General features: G+C 57.6%; 20 protein-coding genes. 6 read left to right on the top strand and 14 right to left on the bottom strand.

The window, feature by feature from the left end:
- The first annotated feature begins 41 nt into the window (after window positions 1-41).
- A complete protein-coding gene (locus ACZ5KW_RS07270) occupies window positions 42-947 on the top strand; it encodes a DNA-methyltransferase (RefSeq protein WP_343780047.1) in 906 nt (301 codons plus the stop codon).
- Here ACZ5KW_RS07270 and ACZ5KW_RS07265 read toward each other — a convergent pair.
- The 4 genes from ACZ5KW_RS07265 to ACZ5KW_RS07250 form a co-directional block, all read right to left on the bottom strand.
- Window positions 944-2,161, bottom strand: a complete 1,218-nt coding sequence (locus ACZ5KW_RS07265; protein WP_343780045.1) for a hypothetical protein — start codon at window positions 2,159-2,161, stop codon at window positions 944-946. The two genes, ACZ5KW_RS07270 and ACZ5KW_RS07265, sit on opposite strands and share 4 nt — an antisense overlap.
- A 60-nt stretch (window positions 2,162-2,221) precedes the next feature.
- A complete protein-coding gene (locus ACZ5KW_RS07260) occupies window positions 2,222-2,590 on the bottom strand; it encodes a helix-turn-helix domain-containing protein (protein WP_343780519.1) in 369 nt (122 codons plus the stop codon).
- Window positions 2,591-3,174: 584 nt separating this feature from the next.
- Window positions 3,175-3,624 (bottom strand): hypothetical protein, encoded by a 450-nt coding sequence (locus ACZ5KW_RS07255; protein ID WP_343780043.1) that lies wholly within the window; start codon window positions 3,622-3,624, stop codon window positions 3,175-3,177.
- A 43-nt stretch (window positions 3,625-3,667) separates the two neighbouring features.
- Entirely contained in the window at window positions 3,668-4,210 is a 543-nt protein-coding gene (locus tag ACZ5KW_RS07250) for a hypothetical protein (protein WP_343780041.1), read from the bottom strand.
- Between the two features lie 130 nt (window positions 4,211-4,340).
- Between ACZ5KW_RS07250 and ACZ5KW_RS07245 the strand changes: the two genes are divergently transcribed.
- The gene (locus ACZ5KW_RS07245; protein WP_343780039.1) at window positions 4,341-4,607 is read left to right on the top strand and encodes a MarR family transcriptional regulator; all 267 of its coding nucleotides are present in this window, start codon (window positions 4,341-4,343) and stop codon (window positions 4,605-4,607) included.
- Between the two features lie 176 nt (window positions 4,608-4,783).
- Here ACZ5KW_RS07245 and ACZ5KW_RS07240 read toward each other — a convergent pair whose 3' ends face one another.
- Window positions 4,784-5,293 carry a hypothetical protein gene (locus ACZ5KW_RS07240; RefSeq protein ID WP_343780037.1) on the bottom strand — a complete coding sequence of 170 codons (510 nt, stop codon included), beginning with the start codon at window positions 5,291-5,293 and terminating at the stop codon, window positions 4,784-4,786.
- A 329-nt stretch (window positions 5,294-5,622) separates the two neighbouring features.
- Window positions 5,623-7,209 (bottom strand): winged helix-turn-helix domain-containing protein, encoded by a 1,587-nt coding sequence (locus tag ACZ5KW_RS07235; protein WP_343780035.1) that lies wholly within the window; start codon window positions 7,207-7,209, stop codon window positions 5,623-5,625.
- A 602-nt stretch (window positions 7,210-7,811) separates the two neighbouring features.
- Between ACZ5KW_RS07235 and ACZ5KW_RS07230 the strand changes: the two genes are divergently transcribed.
- Entirely contained in the window at window positions 7,812-8,186 is a 375-nt protein-coding gene (locus ACZ5KW_RS07230) for a zinc ribbon domain-containing protein (RefSeq protein ID WP_343780033.1), read from the top strand.
- A 344-nt stretch (window positions 8,187-8,530) separates the two neighbouring features.
- On the opposite strand, the gene ACZ5KW_RS07225 is transcribed toward ACZ5KW_RS07230, so the two are convergent.
- Window positions 8,531-9,463, bottom strand: a complete 933-nt coding sequence (locus ACZ5KW_RS07225; RefSeq protein ID WP_343780031.1) for a tyrosine-type recombinase/integrase — start codon at window positions 9,461-9,463, stop codon at window positions 8,531-8,533.
- Entirely contained in the window at window positions 9,460-9,993 is a 534-nt protein-coding gene (locus ACZ5KW_RS07220) for a hypothetical protein (protein ID WP_343780028.1), read from the bottom strand. Before ACZ5KW_RS07220 ends, ACZ5KW_RS07225 begins: the two co-directional genes overlap by 4 nt.
- Before the next feature lie 143 nt (window positions 9,994-10,136).
- Between ACZ5KW_RS07220 and ACZ5KW_RS07215 the strand changes: the two genes are divergently transcribed.
- Complete coding sequence (locus tag ACZ5KW_RS07215; RefSeq protein WP_343780026.1) at window positions 10,137-11,330, top strand: hypothetical protein; 1,194 nt, start codon at window positions 10,137-10,139, stop codon at window positions 11,328-11,330.
- A gap of 249 nt (window positions 11,331-11,579) precedes the next feature.
- Here ACZ5KW_RS07215 and ACZ5KW_RS07210 read toward each other — a convergent pair whose 3' ends face one another.
- The 6 genes from ACZ5KW_RS07210 to ACZ5KW_RS07185 all read right to left on the bottom strand — a co-directional run bounded on the left by ACZ5KW_RS07210 (window position 11,580) and on the right by ACZ5KW_RS07185 (window position 18,801).
- Window positions 11,580-14,048, bottom strand: a complete 2,469-nt coding sequence (locus ACZ5KW_RS07210) for a glycosyl hydrolase (protein WP_343780023.1) — start codon at window positions 14,046-14,048, stop codon at window positions 11,580-11,582.
- Between the two features lie 333 nt (window positions 14,049-14,381).
- Window positions 14,382-15,392 carry a metal ABC transporter permease gene (locus tag ACZ5KW_RS07205; RefSeq protein WP_343780021.1) on the bottom strand — a complete coding sequence of 337 codons (1,011 nt, stop codon included), beginning with the start codon at window positions 15,390-15,392 and terminating at the stop codon, window positions 14,382-14,384.
- Window positions 15,389-16,195, bottom strand: a complete 807-nt coding sequence (locus ACZ5KW_RS07200) for a metal ABC transporter ATP-binding protein (protein WP_343780019.1) — start codon at window positions 16,193-16,195, stop codon at window positions 15,389-15,391. The genes ACZ5KW_RS07205 and ACZ5KW_RS07200 overlap by 4 nt, the downstream gene beginning before the upstream one ends.
- On the bottom strand, window positions 16,177-17,241 hold the full coding sequence (locus ACZ5KW_RS07195) for a metal ABC transporter substrate-binding protein (protein WP_343780017.1): 1,065 nt from the start codon (window positions 17,239-17,241) through the stop codon (window positions 16,177-16,179). The genes ACZ5KW_RS07200 and ACZ5KW_RS07195 overlap by 19 nt, the downstream gene beginning before the upstream one ends.
- Before the next feature lie 301 nt (window positions 17,242-17,542).
- Window positions 17,543-18,145: a hypothetical protein gene (locus tag ACZ5KW_RS07190; RefSeq protein ID WP_343780015.1), complete on the bottom strand. Its 603-nt coding sequence runs from the start codon at window positions 18,143-18,145 to the stop codon at window positions 17,543-17,545.
- Window positions 18,145-18,801, bottom strand: a complete 657-nt coding sequence (locus ACZ5KW_RS07185) for a DsbA family protein (RefSeq protein WP_343780013.1) — start codon at window positions 18,799-18,801, stop codon at window positions 18,145-18,147. The genes ACZ5KW_RS07190 and ACZ5KW_RS07185 overlap by 1 nt, the downstream gene beginning before the upstream one ends.
- Before the next feature lie 159 nt (window positions 18,802-18,960).
- Between ACZ5KW_RS07185 and ACZ5KW_RS07180 the strand changes: the two genes are divergently transcribed.
- Both ACZ5KW_RS07180 and ACZ5KW_RS07175 read left to right on the top strand, forming a co-directional pair.
- The gene (locus tag ACZ5KW_RS07180; protein WP_343780011.1) at window positions 18,961-19,131 is read left to right on the top strand and encodes a hypothetical protein; all 171 of its coding nucleotides are present in this window, start codon (window positions 18,961-18,963) and stop codon (window positions 19,129-19,131) included.
- Window positions 19,132-19,253: 122 nt separating this feature from the next.
- Window positions 19,254-19,559 carry a putative quinol monooxygenase gene (locus tag ACZ5KW_RS07175; protein ID WP_343780009.1) on the top strand — a complete coding sequence of 102 codons (306 nt, stop codon included), beginning with the start codon at window positions 19,254-19,256 and terminating at the stop codon, window positions 19,557-19,559.
- Window positions 19,560-19,568 lie beyond the last annotated feature (9 nt).

Raw genomic sequence — 19,568 nt, 5'->3', positions numbered from 1 at the left:
GAATCGTCTACACAACAGCCCTACCACGCAACTCACTAACTATGTCCTTAGAAACAGACGAAATCGAAATTGACGGACAAACCGTTTACAATCAGTCTGCTGAACAATTTCCTAAGACCCTTCCGTCAGATATTGACTTGGTACTGACGAGCCCTCCGTACTGGGATCTTAAGGACTACAATAACGAGAACCAAATTGGACAAGAATCATATGAAGAGTATCTCGATCGGATGGAAACTATTTGGGAGAATTGTTATGAGAACACCTCTGAAGATGCTCTTCTAATCATCATTGTTAATTCAAGGCGACGAAACAAGAAGTTCTACGATATTCCCGCGGATATATCGAGAAATGCTGGCAATTGGAATTTGATTGAGAAGATGACGTGGTTCAAACCAAACGCTATGCCAATCTCTCACTGGTATAAGGATTCTCTCTACGATGATAAGAAAGAAGAAATTCTCATATTCGCTAAAAACCACAATTACGAGTATACGTTCAATAAAATTCGAGTCGAGCAGAAGTACAAGGATGTCGACCCTCGCGATAATAAGGACAAAAAAGGGCGTGGTATCCCGAACATTATCCGATGTCCTTCCTACAAGCCCCCGAAAATCAGTGAAGGCAACTATCATATCGCCGCTTTCCCTGACCGATTGGCATACGCGCTGACATATACCTACTCAAATCCGGGGGACAAAATTCTCGACCCGTTCCTTGGTTCTGGTACAACGCTGAAAATTGCGCGTCACACAGACAGGAATGGTTTCGGAATCGAACTCAATCCGGATTATATTGACCTCATTGAGGAAAGAATCAAAGAAGATTTCAAGTTTCCTGCCTGGGAGGAGTTCGACCTCCTACACGACCCCGATAAGATTGACCCGGTCGATACACGAGAAGAGCGACGCGAAGGACAGGACAGCTCTCTGTCTGATTTCAACTAAACGTATATCTTCGCCTTTCCGGCTTCGACTTCGTCAAACGAGTCGGTATTGACTCCTGTTTTTACTCCGCGGGCTTCCGCCCAATCGGTTAATTCATCTATCTCATCACTGTCATAGAACTTCCTATCGAACTCGATCCCATGTATATCGATGATATCCTTGTCATGGAGGTGGACAAGAAATTTGTAGGCGGTATTCATTTGAACGAACTCATCAACGTGATTGAGCACTGCCCGAAGCGTTCCCTTGTTATCGCCGAAGCCACAACCATCAACTAGGGCCCACAGTTCCATATCTGCGTCGTGATTCTCGTTATACTCTTCAATCCGTGATTGGTACTCTTCTGTTCGTCCAGTTTTCCCGACACCGTACTCTCCCGGGTCAGACGAATGAACGAGGCCCAAAACCCCCAGAACGTGTTTGTTTTCGTCCTCATCTCGGATTAAGAGGTCGTAACTATCTGTCTCGCTTGCTTTTTTATCTGATATACTGTAATCGTCTTCAGAAAGACGAACATCCGAGGACATTGGGTTTGCGGCCTTGTCTCCGGGGAGAACTTCCACCTCACCAAAGTTATCCAACAGTGATGCGATAACTCCTTCTGCCCCATGTCCGCGCCGTTTTGCTTCCTCCATCTGAAGGTCGTGAGGCATTATCACATTCTCGATTACGGTCTCGACTTGCGGGTCATCTAATTCTCTGAAGATCTCTAATACGTCTAATACGCCTCTTTCAACGAAATAATCGGCGAACACTTCTGATGACCGTTGTCTTACTTCGGGGTCGCTACTACCTAGTTTGTTCTTTAGTACACTAGTCTGATGAGCAATGAAGTCATCCTTTGGGCAACCACACAGTCCCGTATCCTTGTTCGGATGGGGTGTCGCTCTGAAATCGTAACTGAGATCAAGATAAAGACGCTTGTCTTTTATTCCCACGAGTTTACGTAGGTGATCAACAGTCGATGGTTCCTCGATGAGACGCCGTTCCACCCACTCGCGCATTTTATCTGTCTCGTCCTTATTATCCGAGTCCTCGGCATAGTCAGTTAATTTTTCCTTTGACTCTGACCCCATCGTGGAATTTAAATCAGCAAGAAGTTCGTTGAGTTTCGCAATACCGGACGTACTCACTTCTCCGGCAAGTGGTAGTTTATCTTGCGGTGACACATGGCGCCAATATTCCTCTTCATTTGACTGGTAAATGAGTCCCATACCCAAAGGAGGTAATTACAATCTGAAAAGGTTTCCTAAGGGCCTGTAAGGCATCTCGCCTCAACTATACTTATTACGGAATTCTTCGATCTTTTTGTCCACATTTCTATACATGGAATTCAATTTCTTCTGCATTTGAGACGCTTTCTCGTTTGGATTGATGATAAAATAGACATGGTGGTATCCTCCCGACTCATGATTCACTTGTTCTTTTTGAACAAATTCACAGTGAACAAGACGCTGTAAAGAACGAAAAGTGTGACCGCGGTCTCGGTCGATTCGTTCTGCGATTTCGTCAACAGTCATAGGAGTCTTCTCTTCTACAAGTATTTCAAAAATATCTACGTCTAATTCTTTGAGGTCGTAGAGACACAAGAGTAAATCATCACAGTTAGCGGACTCGTTCAGCATCTCATTGATGGAAGACATCACAGGCGCTCTGATAGATAGTTAGATGCCGAGATAAAAATGGTATGCGGTTACCTGATTATTCGACCCCATCATTCTCTCATTCTCGTCAACAGTGCCTTTACTTTGGCTTCGTTGATGCCAATGTACTCGATACGTTGCTCCGTCAAAGGCGTCACGACGAAATAACGAATTGTGAAACACCAGTACTTCGGATTGGGTGTGTCCTCTGCGTGTGAAATCCTGATATCTCTCGTGACGCCTGTGACATATCTCGAAACGAGCAGTCGCATGGCTGAGGCGAAATTACCCTCCTCGGGCCATCCGAACCTCGATGTATCAGAGCAGACGTTTGCCGCGTTACAGGATGAAGTGACGGATTTACTTGTCGTCAGCTAAGGGACAGACCGAGAGACTTCGACGAGACGTGGTCCTTTGGCGAGGGGCTGAGTGATACATCGGATTACACCTCGACTCGCAGAGCCCCCCGTCTCTTGACGAGACGAAAAACTAGTCACAGAATAGGTGTCGCTCTGAAAACGCAAAACTCCGGAATGCTCTAATCCAAAATTCCGGAATAGTAGGGTGAGACGTTCGGCGTATTCTCAATCCTGCTCTAAGTCGTGAGCGGGGAGGTTGATCAGTACATCAGGACCACAGTCGAAAGGACTCGGCAGTTCGTCAACGAAGGCCCGCACGAATCCCCTGCTTCCCGGCTCGACAATAACCTCACAATCTGCGTGAACCGTCTCACCGTCCTCGTTCTCATATGTGGTGGGGACGAGCACAGGAACCCCCTCATCCAGATATTCCTGTGAGACACGTCTGAGTGCCTCGCTCTCCGTGTTTAGGTTCCCGTCTGTATCTATCGTCCCGACGACCTCATCCTGTTCGTGATTGATTATCTTGACCTCTACGACCTCGTGCGCTTTGTTGCTCGCGTGCTCTTCTGCCGCCTCGGCGATCGCCCGCCCAAAGTCCTCTTCCATCCATTGCGCGATCTCGGCAGCGTCAGCATCAGGGGGCGGGCGTTCTGGTTGGTTTGAGTCGTCCATGATAGTGTATCGTTCCTGAACGGATTTAGTTGCGGGTGGCAGTTCACTCATCGCCTCCGAGCGCCCACAGTGCCATATCGAGCGTTCGGAGACTAACATCGTACTCGTTCGCTATCGCCCAACACGATCCAAGATACACTAAGTAATCGTCGACAGAGGGGTCATCAGGCATCTCGTCGGGCAAGTATCCGCTCTCGTGTAGGACACTCCATGCCTTCCAGTCGAGCACGGTGAAGCGATCGGGGTTCATAAACAAGAGAAATGCAGAACCCATCCGTTCAGCGACACCGGAGATCTCGATCAGATATGAGAGTTTTTCACCTGGTGAAGAGGCAGCGACCGATTTCTCAATTTGGGAGGTGACAAACGTCTCGTCGTTTGAATTGAAATCATCGAGAACCTTTCCGACAAATGGTGAGCCGGTCATCTTCCAGCGCACAATCCACTCTAGATCTTCCCACGTCCACGTATCTTCCTCGAACGCCTTCGGTAGCGTTTCGAGTCGCTCCATCTCTTCGGCATACTGATCCTCTTCTTTCTCGTAGGCGGCTTCCTGCTGTTTGAGTACACGCCGGCCTAATTCCATTGGGTCGACGATACATCTCTATCAACTTAGCATTAACCACAAAATTCTGTGTTTGTAGAACTGCTTTTTACTGTCTCTAGGCACGTTTTAACGCCTTCTGAAACAGCTAAAACCTGTATCTCGTCGTTAGATGCGACCACGGGTTGACTGGATGACACAGGCTGATGAACGGGTGCTCGAGTTTCTACATGACAAGGAGATCGTCGCTTCTCCAAGCGTCATTGCAGCGAATATCGACTACACACAGGAATACCTCTCTCGTCGTTGCCGAAAGCTGACTGACGCAGGACTGTTACAACGCGTCGACGCCTCGAACTACCGCGTTACTGACCTCGGGGAACGATTCCTCGCGGGCGAGGTCGATGCCGAAGAACTCGAATCCGACGAATCGGATTGATACACGATTGTCTCTCGTCGTGAACCGTAGAGACTCGCACGAGAAGCGGGAGCAGCAGGATACCATGAGGGATACATTAGATCAAGTGAAAGCCGTAGAGACGGTGATGTTCTACTCAAAGCGCGAAATCATACGATTTAGAATCGACGACGACGACAGTTTTGAGATTGATGTCGTCAGTGTTGCCAATCTCTTTGCTGTTCTTGCCACGTTCGTTCGCGCTCTCTTTTGAGTAGGATTTCTTCTCCGCCATCACCCGGTCGTGGCCGATCCTCGGCATGCTCTCTCGCCCATTTCCCCAGCTCACTTTCCGGTTCCGTGCGGCCCCCTGTACTACCGGCGGAACGCTTCGGCACATTGGGTTCTTCGTTCTCGTGTTGTTCTTCATACTCTTCCTGTTTGTCTAGCATATCTGAAACCCATCTCTCCCTCTCCGGCTTGAACGGCGAATCAAACCCCGTCGCACCCGCTTTCTCTTTCAGATGTGCTCTGTTTTCCCAGTACGTGAGTTTTGGGTCGACGTAATCCATCCACCCGTCGATATTACCTTGGTCAGCAACCCGCTCCAGGTGCCTAAGGAGGCAGTCGATAATCATGGGGCGGAATGTCCCTATGGCATTACCCTCTTCTCTACTAGAGTCGATCGATGTCTGCCGCTCAAACCGCTCGTACAGTTCCAGACTCATTGCGTATCGGAACACGTGACCAGCACGGAAATAATTAACTCATATATTTGATACTTTTGTAGTACATTTTCTCTTAGTTGATTATAAACGGCTTATTAGCGTATTTTAACGTAGTCGATATATTATAAATTCTGTTATGATTAGTCGCCACCAGCGATTCGGTCGAAGCTGAAAGAGATCTCGAAAAACACTCGCTCGTGTTATTGAAACCCCGTGTCTAACGTCGCAACGGGGCCTATTGATGGGCTACGAACGACGTACGGGGGTACCTCGAAGATATTTACAGCTTCACGAAGCGGACATCGAAAAAGAAGCGACGCCGTGAGACGCTAGAAGTCGGGGAACGCTATCCCATCGGGCCAGCGGAACTCCGCGTTCACCACGACCGCCTTCGTAGTCCCTCCCCGTCCGGTCTCCTCAACGACATCCCCGATACCGAGAGCCACCATCTCGTCGATACGGTTGCGGGCAGTCGGCCGACTCACGTCCAGTATCATCTCTACGTCGCCGGCGGTAAGAGGGTCGTCCCTGTTCGGGTCAAGGAGCGCCCGGACAATGCCCCGACGTTTCGCCGGCATCGTACTCAGGGCGACCCTGCCACACGCCTCGACGTCTTCGAGTTCGAGGTGGGTGCGACCGTGGATTAGCGCGTGACCACGGGCGAGGTCGTGGAGCAACTTTCCGATTCGTTTCGGGGCCTCGATTTGTACTGCACCGTCATGAACCGAACCACGGGCGTGGGCAACAACTCTTGCGAGGCGCTGGATGGGTACTCTAACGTTTTTTCTTATTGAGTCGTCAGTCCACGTAACACTCTCAGTGCCGCCGTGGTAGTTCCATAGGTCTTGTAGGAACTCCTGAACGGCGTCACGTCCACGCTCGATGGGCTGGTGTTCACCCCCCTCAACAACCGAGCACAACCAGTCGCCGTCGTAGTCCTCGTCAGGCCACTGGACGAGCAGAAGACGCTGCCCGACGTTACCCATCATCTTCCACGCCCGCGGGCTCAGGGGCGTTGTCGCACCGATGAAATTGAACCGTATGTCATCGTACCCGACTTTGCCACCGGTTGCGGTCTGACGGTAGTAACCGTCACCGTCCATTATCCGCGCCAACTTTCGCCATGTGCTCTCGACAGTCCGCTCGCTGCCGGCGAACAAAGTTTGCGCATCTCCTACCGCGAGCGTGCGGCCTTCAAGCAGCGGAAGCAGGTCATTGTTCGTCGAGTCGTTGTCGGAATTTGAACCCCCCGCGCTCACGAAGGAGGCGGGAGTGACATCTGAACGACGACAGAACTGTTCGTTGAGATCTCCGAACGTCTTGAGCAGCATCGTCTTGCCGACGCCCGACTGGCCCTCGACCATCATCGCTCGGGACGATTCGATGTCGTCGAGTAGGAGCGTTGCGTGGGTCGCCAGGAGCGGCTTCATTACCGACCAGCCCTCCTTGCCGAACTCCTCGCAGATGACCTGCTTCAACTCGTAGTCTGCGAGGGCCGGAGGTGCCGGCTGCTCATCGGTTGCTGTGACCGGACTCACCCTCTCCGAGTTTACTGACTCACCCCTCGCTCGTCTGCACCGGCGAGCGAACTCCTCGTCAGTATAACCTCGGAGTGACCGCTGGCGGGCCTGCTTGAGTTGCTTAACCGAACCTGTTGACTGTATCGACTCATACTGCCTGGCGAGTCTAGCAACTTTTGCTCGTTGTAGTGACCGTTTTCGAGCCTGCTCAAGTTCTTCGATAGAGCCCGTCTTCAGTGCCGACTCGGACATCTCCGCGAGTTTCTCGTCGGAGTACTCTGAGAAATTCGATGAGAGATTATCGGGCTGCTCTCGATGATCAGCCTCGGACGGAGACCCCGAGTTGGAGTCTGTTCGTTGTGCGTTTCGTTCGTCTTCTGATTGCGTTTTAGACATATGTTATGTCCTCGGTGAAGCCTTCCGGCGAACTGACCACAGTCCAACTGAATTTCGTGGCTCCACCCCCGAGGGTCAGAGACTACCTATTATCAATTACACGAGCTAAAATAGGCCCATATTTAGGAAGAAGAGTTAACATGGTAGCTTTTAGCATGACTCTCTTCGGATACATCAACACCGAACAAACTGAGTTTTTTACTAGCTTTAGCTAGCTTTTTAGCTGTATGCTGTACTAGTAGAGTAAGATCAGCTGAATCAACTAGAAGAGTTCAGCAATGTTTAGATCAAATTCTCTTACTCGATATCTCTCAAACACCTATCTTCACACTCATTATTAAATAGCTCAAATCTGTTCTAACGAAAACAACTAACTCCTAAACAACGGATCATCTCCACTAATAGATCATAAAGCCCGATATGCTCGATCGTCAGACGGACTATTCTGCTAAGGTCACCAATAACAGAGAGACGACAAAAACGCGATTTTGCTAAGACCGCTTCGACAGAACAAAGGAGAATGTCTATCTCTGTATTTTCACAATTTCCGGAATAGAAACGCTATCAAAAAAGTCATTAGCATCTTTTCCGAGCGCCACGGCATGCCTAACTACTGCCAACGGTGTGGTTCAGAGCTTGCTGACGACGCTTCGTACTGTCCCGAGTGTGGAACCGCAACCGACTACGAGACGATCGACAAGGAAACTTCGACAGACAACGACTCGTGGGAGTGGTCAAGTCCCAGAGGACCGTTCCAGTCACCACGACGGGCGCTCGGCACACTGAACATGATCGGGTTCGTCTCGATGCTCGTCGCCATCGGTCTCAACGCGGTTGGTCTGCCGATCACCGTGCTCCCTCACCCACTACCCATCGCCATGTTCGTCTTCTGGTTCGGGATACTTGTCGTTGGTCTACCGTTATGGGGACTCCTACATATCGTTGACAACGTTCTTGGGTTCCACAAGACCGAATAATCCCGATCGCAGAGACGACAGCAGACTCGTCGCTCTCGCATTACAGGAGATATCTGTCACATCGTAGGCACCGGTATCACGAACAGGGACAGCGTGCGGTCTCTTTGACGAGACGCGAAAGCAGACGTGCCGGCGACAGTGGAGTCACGATCTAAATCTCGTTGAGCAGGACTTCACACAGAATTTTGTAGGAGATTCGTCACTACACCGTTCCCCTGAGATCGAAGACGCTTGGTTGTCTCCGTGGTTCAATGTACTTCCGATAGAACACAGGCACCTTGCCCATCGACTGTCTTCACGACCCTGTCTCTGTCGTCTCCGCAAAATGCTCTACGAGAAGAGGTCTACAAGTCGAGTGACTTGATACACTCGAGATATTCTTGTCGAGCGTCGTTCCGATCGACCCGGGTGTAAACGTCCATTGTTCGGTTATTGGCGTCACCGCGGATGTGCTGGAGGATGTGGTCCTTCATCCCCTGATTCCGCATCAGCGTCGTGAACACCGTCCGAAACGTGTGAGGCGTGAACTTGCGGTGAAAGCGCGTCTCGCCCTCGTCCATCACGCCTGCTTTGACCGCAGCGTCTCGGACAGCCCGCTGGACCTGCGTCGTGTTCACTCGATTGCCACGGACACTCAGAAACAGATAGTTTGAGTCGTCGTCTGGTCGGATGAGTTGATACCGCTTGATGGCGTGCTCGACCTCGTTATCAACAGGAACGACGGTCTGACTGCCACCTTTCCGCTCACGGAGGCGAATGAATCCCTCGTCGAGCATCAGGTCGTCGTGTTCGATTTCGAGCGCCTCCCGAATCCGGCATCCAGTTTTTGCGAGAATGACGGCGATCGCCTTGTTTCGTGGTTCAGCGATATTATGGATGATTTTCTTTGCGCTCTCCCACGTCGCACAGTCGGGACGCTCGCGGTACTTCTGTGGGATCTCTTCGAGGACGACTGCTGCGGGGTTACCGGTGATATTCTCGAACCGAGGGCGCTTCATCGCCCACCCGAAGAACGAGGACAGCGATTCGAGGTATCTCCGCTTCGTGTTTTGCGAGAGATCGCGGGCAGCGAGTGCGCCGACGTAGTCCTCGATATGGCGCACCTCGACATCTTGAGGGGCGAGATCGGGAAATTCCTCGTGGAAGAACGACTTCAGCGTTCGAGAGTAGGCGTTGAGCGTCCGACGACTGCGACCCATTGCCTCCTTACGCTCGATGAAGTCGTTGACCGCGTCGTGCTCGTTCTCGTAAATCTTCTCGCGAGTCTCGCCCGTCATGCCTCGACCACCTCCTCGTCAGCATTGTTGTGGGCGAGTCGCCAACCGTACCCCTGCTTGTATTCGACCTTGTTCTCTTCCGCGAGGTCGAACAGCTGATCCTCAACCGCGTCTTTCACGATGCCTGTCAGAACACCGCTATCTGTGACTTGGTGGAGTACCTTATTCAGGGGTTGGTAGTTCTCAGTGAGGAACGTCGTCACGAACTCCTCGTGAGCGATTTCGATCTCGCCGGGTTCCGAGTTCTGCGCGTTTTCGAGCTCGTCCTGTAACTGCTCGACTTGTAGTTGTAGTTCTTCCACCTTCGATTCGTTCTGACTGTACGCGAGGAACCCCTCTTGACGCGCAGCACGAGCTTCTTGTATCAGTTCATAGAGGTACTTCGATCGACTCCCGTAGCCTTGCTCTTCGGCCTCCGTCATCCACTCTTCAGCGTGCTTACGATTCGGATACAGCGCGACGTAGGTCGTCTCTTCGGATAGTCCGACTTCACTCTCCCATTCCGTCTGCTGTGGCTCGTCGTTGCTCATTCGTGTCTCACAATAGACAATTACGACCGGATGAACCTAGGCGTATGGATAGTAACGATGGATGTGACGACTGAATCGCGACCATTACCAGAAGTGAAACTGTGAGGATTGGGTTTTTATATAAATTCAGAGTCAGGATTGATATGGAAGGACGATACAGGAACATATTCGTCTCGTTTCGAGGACCGAGTGAACGAGATGACGCCGCAGACCCCGGAAAACAACTTGAAGATAACACGACCAAAGCACAACTCCATCTGATTGATTTCGGTGATGAGGAACTAGTCGAAGCAGTCCTCAGCGCTATAACAAAAGATCTAGCCATTGGTTCTGATTTACTGGATGTAGCGACTTCTGAGAACGTCTCTACTAGTACACAGGTCCAAATTCGTGATATCGACACCACAGGACGAACTGTTTTACTGGTGGGTGTGTCCGGAACAGGTCACAACCCATTAGAAGACGAAGAATATCATCCAACCGATGAAAACCCGGGAGAGAGTGAAAAAAGAGTAGATGGGGTCATCCACGTTGGCGATGAGTATGTAATTGTTCAGGAGAGTAAATTCCAGGTTCAAGAGCTTACAGTAGATGAGATGGGGGACTACAAATCACTGCTTCAAGTGGAAGAGGAGCATTACGGGACTGTTTCTTGGGAGAATATCCACAGTAACATTGACGAGATGCTTGAATTCCAGAACACCGATGAGGAAGGCCCATCGGACCGATCTGATTTTCTCGCTTCTCAGTTCAAGCAGTATCTCGAAATGCATGGTCTGAAGCTGAGCGAATCAGAATCACAATACAGCAGCGGTGAGAAATTTATATCATTGCGCTTCCAGCCCGAAATGAATGTAGTAACATCGGAATCTGAGTCAGCAAGTCCAGAATACGCTGCTCATTTCCATAGCTTGCCGGAAAATGATGGGATTAGTGATTTCTATATTTCGCAGGGCGAGCTAGAAGCACTTCTTGAGGATTTGGAGAGTCGTCATCCAAAAATTCGGAAGGCGCTACAGAGCGGAGTCTTTGAGCCACTAAATGAGCTTGCGAACGAGCACGATATGACTGAAGGGGACACGAAGACTATTGCTGAAATCGGAGATCAAGAGACGGGAAGAAAGCGGTTACAGGTCGCACAGCCAAATGGGGCTGATTACCGAGTGCTAGGATTCCGACGCGCATCACCTGGAAGCAGTCGCTACAGTTCAGGTGCGTATTACATGCTTGCTGACGGTGAATTTCTAGCACATTTCAGTTCTGTAGATGATGGTGAAGCAACTACAATCGGAGATGCCCTGTTCGGAGCCGATCCGGACATAATGGGTCTTCAGTAGTCAAGGCTCCTACTCGTACGAGTCTACGTTTCTTTGTTGGGCACACTACTCAAAGAGTAGTATAATAGAGTGAACGGATTATGGATTGAACAGCGTCTATAACTGCTCTAAACAGATTCACTATGGATAGATTGTGAGTCGTGAGTGCCGAGGCCACCGATTTTCGCTCGTAACGACCGCTTGAAGCGGCGTCGCCGTCGCGGACCGCCGGCGCGGTCGCCTCGGAGCGGTCCGCTGACGGAGTGAGGGCTACTTCCCGTGCTGTCCCGACCCGGACTCTCCACGGTCGCGGCTCCCCCGGCCAGCCGCTCCCCGACCGCGGTTCCCGCCGTTTCCGTCCGGTTCCTCGTCGGCGCCCGCACCCTCGACGCGCGGGAACGACCCGGAGAGTTCGGGCAGCGACTCGAACGCGCGGGTCGTCGTCGCCGTCGCCCGCGGTTCGACGGCGAGTTCCGTGCCGTCGGAAAAGGACACCGTCGACGCCTCGTCGTCGGCGTTGTAGGCGACGTACGTCCGCGTGGTGCCGTCCCTGAAGACCGAGTAGAACGCCGTGTCGGCCGTCACCGTCGCGTCGGGCACGCCGACGGCGTCGAGGGTGTGTACCCAGTGGGCAGTGTGGGCGCGCGACTCCGCGAAGTCGCCGGGGGCGTAGTCGCTCTCGTACCAGGACCGCGCCGCGGCCGGAGCCGAGAGCGCCCGGAACTCCCAGAGGATGTCCGTGTACCACCCGAGGTCGAACGTCTCGCCGCCCCCGTCGTTCTCGAGGAGCGTCGCCCAGTTCGCTGCCGCGGCGTCGCGGTTCCAGCCGAGGTACAGCGAGTGCCCGCCGACCGGCAGGTAGTTGATCGCGTGGATCGATTCCGGGTCCTGGTTGAACCACGTGGCGTACTTGTACCCGCGGCCCCAGACCATCCCGGCGTAGTCGTACGGCCACTCGTCGGGCAGGTTCTCGTCGGCGACGTCGAACCAGTACTCCAGGGCGGCGTGGACCTCGTGGGTGTAGAGGTAGATCCCCGCGTCGCGGATCGCCTCGTCGCCGGTCAGTTCGCCCCACAGCACCATCGCGGCGTAGGCGTTGATCGCCTCCGACGACGACTCCTGGTTACACCCGGCCGGGAGTTCGCCGCTGCCGGACGCCCACGAGTGCCCGGCGTACGGGCTGAAGTTCCGAAGGAACGGGAAGCGAGGGTCGTCGCGGTCGGGACTCGCGTAGTCGCGGACGAGGAGGTCGACGACGCCGCCGTACGCGTCCTCGCGCGCCCACTCCGGGTCGCTCCGCGCCATCTCCGCCGCCGCCTTCACCCAGTAGCCGTAGTGGAAGTGGTGGTCGTTCAGGTCCGCGTCGGCGCCGAAGCCCATCGGGGCGCCGTTCAGCGTTCCCCAGGCGTCGTCGTACCAGAAGAGGAACTCCTCGGCCACGTCGCCGTCGGCGTCCGCGGTGAACCACGTCTCCAACTCCTCGCGGATCGCATCTTGGAACCGCCCCGCGGCGGCCTCGTCGTCGACCTGCTCGGCGAGCGGCGCCAACTGGAGGAGCCGCTCGAAGTTCTTGCCCGTCCAGTAGGTGCCGTCGCCGAGGTCGTCCCGGATCAGCGGGTCGGCCGCCGCGGCGCTGTCGACGTGCTCCGAGAGGTCGGGCACGTCCGTCGCGTCCGGGAGGAACGGGAGGACACCGCGGTACGGGAGTTCGGTCGCGAACGACGACCCGGCGTGGACGGGCATCTCGCCGCGCGGAGAGACGTACGACCAGTCGCGCAGGTCGGCTCCCGTTCGCTTCGCCTGATGCGGATACAGCGCCGTCAGCGTCTCGTCGGCCCCGCCGCGTTTCGCGTCGAGGTCGAACTCGTAGTCGGTGACGACCGCCGAACGCTCCGCGTCGTACTCCCACGTGACCGTCGTGTCGGTGACGAAGGCGTACGCGCGCCGGCGGAAGGCGTTCAGGACGTCCGGCGTCGCCTCCGGCAGGAGAGCGACGGAGGCGTACCCCGCGCCGTCGAGGGCCGACGAGACGGCGTCGCTCTCGACGCCGTCCCACGAGGCGCCCGGCGGGGCGAACAGCCCGTAGTGGCTGTCTCCGACCGTCACGCCCAGCACGTGATTGCGCTCGTGCCAGACGGAGACCTCGCCGTCGAACGATACGTCGACGCCGCCCGCCGTCGTCTCGAAGTAGACGAACGGCGAGCCCTGCGCGAGCGTCGCCTCGAGGCTCGCCTCGCCGTCCGTCCGCCGGTAGGTGACCGACCAGTCGCCGTAGTCGGCGACCTCGGCCGGGGCGTCGCCGTCGACGTCCGGGTGGGAGACGGTCAGGTCCGGATCGATCGGCTCGGTGCTGGCGTCCGGCGACGCCGTCAGCTCCGCGAAGTCGTTCGTCCGGCCGCCCCACGTGAACGGCGCGTCGCCGACCCGCCACTCGTCCGGGTAGGTGACGGCGAGGCCCGTCTCGGTGACGCGCGCGGCCAAGGGGTGGACCCAGAGGTTCTCCGAGAGCGGGCGCCACAGCAGCGTCGTCCACCAGTCGTTCGAGGGGTACGGCGCCGAGAGGTCGTCCGTGGCGTAGATCGTTCGGGGCGGTGCGCCCGCCGCCGTCGGCTGGACCCGCGCGATGCTGCCCGCCCCGACCCGCTCGATGTCGGTGGCGGCCGCGCCGGCGGTGACGGTTCCGCCGCCCGCGAGGACGCCGCTCGCGATCAGTCCCTTGAGCCAACTCCGCCTGGTCATGTCCGAACTCGGTACGTCGATCGAAGGGCGATTGTCGTCCGTCATTGTCTGTGGGGAGGCGACGGCCGGCGCCGCCGCGCGGGTTCGTCGCCACCTTCTTTCATTAAAAATGTTGTTAGAAATAATTAACATCTGTCTTGTAGGGGGTTATAAGACATATATCCTACATATTCGAAATTGGCTAGCAAGTGGCCGTTCACGGCCGAAATCGACCGAACAGAGGTCGCCGAACACGCAGTCCGACGAGGATCAGGCGACGGGAACGAGGGCGTGAGGGCGTCGAGGCCGTACCGACGGGAAACTGTTGGGCCGCACCCGTCGTCGGAGCCGCCCTCAGTTCGAATCGGGGTCGCTGTCGCTCGTGTCGATCGCACCGAGTTCGGGAGACGCCGTCTCGCCGGCGTTCGTCCGCACCTTCCCGATCAGAACGGCGGCGACGTAGATGCCGACCGCGAACAGGACGATGACGCCGCCGGCCGTCGCCTCGCCGTAGTAGGCCGCCCCGATGCCGAGGAGGACTGCGAGTTCCGCGATGACGATCGAGACGAGGATGGACTGGGTGAAACTCTTCGACACCTGGGTCGCTCCCGCGACGGGGACGACCAGCATGGCCGCCACGAGGATGACGCCCATGATCTGCATCGCCCCGACGACGACCAACGCGGTGAGCATGACCGTGACCCGGTTGTACCAGGTGACCGAGAGTCCGGAGACCCGGGCGGCAGTCTCATCGAAGGTGACGTAGAGCAGCTGGTTTCGAGTGAGTCCGATGACCGCGACGATGATCGCGAACAGCACGAGCAGGATGGCGGCGTTTTCCTCCGACACCGTCGACAGGTTTCCGAAGAGGTACTGATTGACGCTGACCGAGAGCCCGCCGGCGTTGAGACTGATGAGCACCGTCCCGAGTGCGAAGCCCGTCGAGAGGACGATCGCCATCGAGACGTCGTTGTACGCGTCGGTCGCCTCGGAGATGACCTCGATGAGCAGCGCCGCGAGCATCGCGACGACGACCGCGGTCAGGTACGGCGAGACGCTGAACTCGAGGACGGCGTTGAGGAACAAGCCGACTGCGACGCCGGCGAACGCCGTGTGCGCGAGTGCGTCACCGATGAGGGCGAGCTGCCGGTGAACGAGGAACGTTCCGATGAGCGGAGCCATCACGCCGATGCACATACCGACGAGGATGGCACGGTGCATGAACTGGAACGCCAGCAGTTCCAGTCCGGTGATCTCTGCCAAGAGGAACATGAGATCCGACCAGCGTTCGAGGAACACGTACAGCGGGGCCAAGAGGAGATCAATCGGACCCGTCTGGAGTAGCGGCGCCATCGAGAGGATCATTGGCTCTCACGCAAGACGCCCGTGGCGGCTCCGAAGGCTCTGCTAAGAGCGTCGCTCTCGGCGAACTCCGCCGTCGGGCCGTCGAAGTAGACCGCTTTGTTGAGACAGACGACGCGTTCCGCGTGGTCGATTACGGCACCGAGGTCGTGCTCGATGAGGACGATCGTGATGCCGGCGTCGTTGAGCGTTTCGAGCAGGTCATAGAAGGCGTCGACCGACTCGGCGTCGACGCCGACCGTCGGCTCGTCGAGGACGAGCAGATCGGCCTCGCCGGCGAGGGCGCGGGCGATGAACGCTCGCTGGCGCTGGCCGCCCGAGAGCTTGGTCACTCGGCGGTCGGCGAAGGCCGACATTCCGACGGTGTCGAGCGAGCGGTCGACGATATCCCAGTCCGCGCCGGAGAGGAAACCGAAGCCGACGTGGGGGAATCGGCCCATTTTGACGACCTCGCGGACGGTGATGGGCATCTCCTTGGAGGCGCTGGCGTGCTGGGCGACGTAGCCGATTCGCGAGCCGTCGTCGAAGGCGTGCGACGGCTCGCCGAACAGTCGTGCCTCACCGGTGTCGGGGCGGAGGAGGCCCAACATGAGCTTCATCAACGTCGACTTCCCCGACCCGTTCGGGCCGACGACGGCGACGTACTCGCCGGCGTCGACGGAAAGCGAGACGTCCTCGACGACGTTCGCAGCGGTGTACCCGAAGGCGACGTCGGACAGGTCGATGAGGGTGTCTCCGGCGCTCACGTCGGCCGCGTTCGCGGCGTCGTTTCCCCAGATGGAACGCGTCATTCGAAGTTCCTCCACTCTTCGTGCCAGCCCTCCGGGCCGGCCTCCTCCGGGTCCTTGTTGCCGAGGACGACTTCGAAGGTGGGCATGTTGATGTTGTAGGCGATCTCCTCGTACCCCCAGTCGTTCTGGACCCACTTCTCACGAACGCCGGCGTAGGGGGTGACGGGAAAGTACGCCTGGACCTGCGTTTCGGCGAGGAGCTGTTTCGCGGGCTTGCGGGACTCGAAGACCCCGCTGGCGATGTAGTTGATGTCGTTCTCCTCGATGACCCGCTTCGCCTCCGTGATGTCGGAGGGTTTCACGTCGCCGCTGGCGGCGAGGTTGACGACCAGCGGGCGCATCTCGACCCCGTAGCGGACGCCGATGTACTGAAACGCGTTGTGGGCGGCCAACTGAACGACCTTCCGATCGGCGCGGTCGAAGATGTCCGCGTAGTCCTCGTCGATGCGTTGGAGCACCTCGGCGTTGTACGCCTCGGCGTTATCGCGAAAGGTCGCTTCGTAGTCCGGGGCGAGTTCGACGAGGCCCTCGGTGATGTTGTCGACGGACTGCTTCGCTCGCAGCGGATCCAGCCAGAAGTGGGGATCCATCCCGCGCCCCTCGCCGACGCCTTCCTCCTCTCTGTCCAGCGTCGCCGCCAGAGACTCCAGTTCGACGCCCTCGCGAGCGTTGATGAGGTCGGTGTCGATGTCGTCGTCTTCGAGGGTCTGGATCGCGCGGTCGGCCCACGGCTGGAAGTCCTGCCCGACGTGGATGAACGCGTCCGCCTGGATGATCTCTTTGGTGACGCTCGCGTTCGGTTCCCAGCCGTGACCGTGCAGACCCGTCGGGACCAGGTTCTTGACCGTCACCGGCGTGTCCGCGGCGACCTCCCGAGCGAAGTCGAAGAAACTGAAGAAAGACGCGACGACGACGGGACCGTCGCCGTTACCGGACCCGTTCGAACCCGCACCCGGATCGGCGCTCCCCGTACAGCCGGCCACTCCTGCGGTCAGAACGCCCGATCCCGCGAGAAGTGCCCGTCTGCGTGTCATCTCGGTCTGATCCCGTACTTCTTCCATCTTAGTGAAGATTAGAGACGTCGGCGCATATGATTGTTTTGGTCTAACTAGATTTTTAGACTAGTCTAATTCCACTCTGTTTCGAGGAGCCGTCGGGCGGGACGGCCTCACGAAGGGCCGAGAGGCCGGTTCACGAAGGCCCGGAAGCCGGCTCTCGGAGGCAAACGAGCGAGACTCCGACGCGAGAGACCGACCAGATACGGGTCGCGGCCAGCGGCGTATCGCGGGTTCGGACGGGAGAAGTCGAGTCCTCACCGAAGCGAGCCCGCGTCTCGCGAACTGCCGCGGGTACCGAAGTCGGCTACACGTCGACCGGGCAACCGTTGATCTCTCCGCCGCGCATCCCGTCGGCGAGCCAGTAAATCGAGAGCGTCAACACGACGAGCGCGCCCAGCGCGAACTCCAAGCCGTCCAGCGGGAGGAAGAGGAGCGAGGTCGAGATGCCGAGGAGCGAGAGCAGTCCGAGCAACACCGCCGAGCCGCAGGCCGCACAGCCCGCCCCCAGCGTGCCGAGGATCAGGCCCGCGGCACCGGCACCGCCCTGCTGGAGGTCCAGGCCGTGCTCGCGGAAGTGGTACGTCGCCATCGCGACGTCGAGGCCGGTCAAAAGCGCCACGACGACGAGCAAGACCCCCTGTGCGGGGCCGAAGGAGGTGCCCACGAAGGGGTAGAGTTCGGCGAGGATCGTCAGCCGACTCGCCGGCGGGAGCGAGCCGCCGACGACCACGTCCAGCACGAACTGAACGTTCAGGGACACCACGAACGCCGTCAGCGAGAGGACGGCCGCGAGGACCGAGACGGCGGCGTAGACCGGCAGCGTCAGGACCAGCCGCGCGGTCCGACCCATCAGCCGCAGGTCGTCACGCCCCGTCGGTAGCCGGACGCCGCGGCCGAGGACCTCCATCAGCCGTCGACCCCCAGCGTCTCCGCGATGAGGTCGTAGCTCACGCTCCCGTTGGCCGAGGTGACGTACTGTCCGTCGCGGAACAGCAGGACCGTGGGCGTGGTCCTGCCGAGGTCGGCGGCCTCCGCCGCGTCGAGGTTGCCCTGAACCGCCTCGTCGTGCGCCTCGTTCTCGGCGTCGGCGACGACCGCGGCGCCGTCGAGGTCGGTCCGGGAGTCGAGGAACGTCTCGGTCCGGTCGAGGACGTTGTCCGCGTCGAACTGGTCTTGGTTCGAGAAGTAGTGGTCGAGCAGCGACCAGAAGGCGGCGTCGCTCCGAGCGTGCGTCGACGCGAGCGCCTGCGTCGCCGGCTCGCCCCACGGGTAGACGACCGGGTATGTCCGGAGGACGTACGCCCCTTCGCCGGGGTCGACGACGTTCGACCGGATCGCGGGCACGACGTCCTCGTGGAAGGCGCGACACCGCGGACAAGAGGGATCCTCGAAGGTGAGGACAGCGTGTCCGTCCAGCGGGCCCTGTCGCGGGAGCCCGTCCAATCCCGCGGCGGCCGGGTGCTCTCGGAGCGACCGGCCGGCCTCGCCACCGCTGCCGCCACACCCCGCGAGCGAACCGGCCGCGCCGGTGCCGGCGAGCGCCAGGAACCGTCTTCGTTGCATAGTCACAAACACGGTACAGGGACCTATAGCGCTTGTTCAAACTTCGATCGGAGAGTGTCCCCCGTCTCCTCGTCCGAAGGGGCGAGCGAACCAACTGTTTTCAGGTCGCCCCGCGAGTCCGCGCCCACGGACCACCGCTGTCCGGACTGCGGCGTCACGATGGAGGAAGTCGAGTTCAACATGGGCGACGCGTGGAACGCGCACATCACGACCGGCGAGAAGCGGTCGGGGCTGCTCGGTAGACTCGGAATGAACGAGCGGAAGGGCCTGACGACGGTGACGTGTCCCGAGTGCGGACTCGTTCGCCACTACGCCGAGTTCGAGGAGTGACGACGCGCCGGTGAGCCTCGTCGCTACTGCCCCGGTTCCGGGCCGTCGCGGCCACCGGTCCGGTCGTCCGGATACCCGGTGTCACGGGTGTTTTACGCGTCAGAGCCCTCCGATCTACTGGAATGTCCGACTCTGAATACGCGCTCCAGGCGCGGCTCGAAGCGAAGCCGGAGAAGGCCGACGAGGTGGCCGAGTTCCTCGAGTCGGCCCTCCCGGCGGCCGAGGCCGAACCGGAGACGACGACGTGGTTCGCGCTCCGGCTCGACGAGACCACGTTCGGCATCTTCGATACGTTCCCCGACGAGGAGGGCCGGCAGGCGCACCTCGACGGCGAGATCGCGGCGGAGCTGATGGAGCGGGCCGACGAGCTGTTCGCGGAAGACCCGCAGATCGACGAGATCGAGGTCCTCGCGGCAAAACACTCCTGAACGGCCGAC

This window comes from Halorubrum ejinorense (assembly GCF_055389685.1).
Note: the sequence above shows the minus strand (reverse complement) of the source record. Positions and strands in the feature narration are given on the sequence as shown.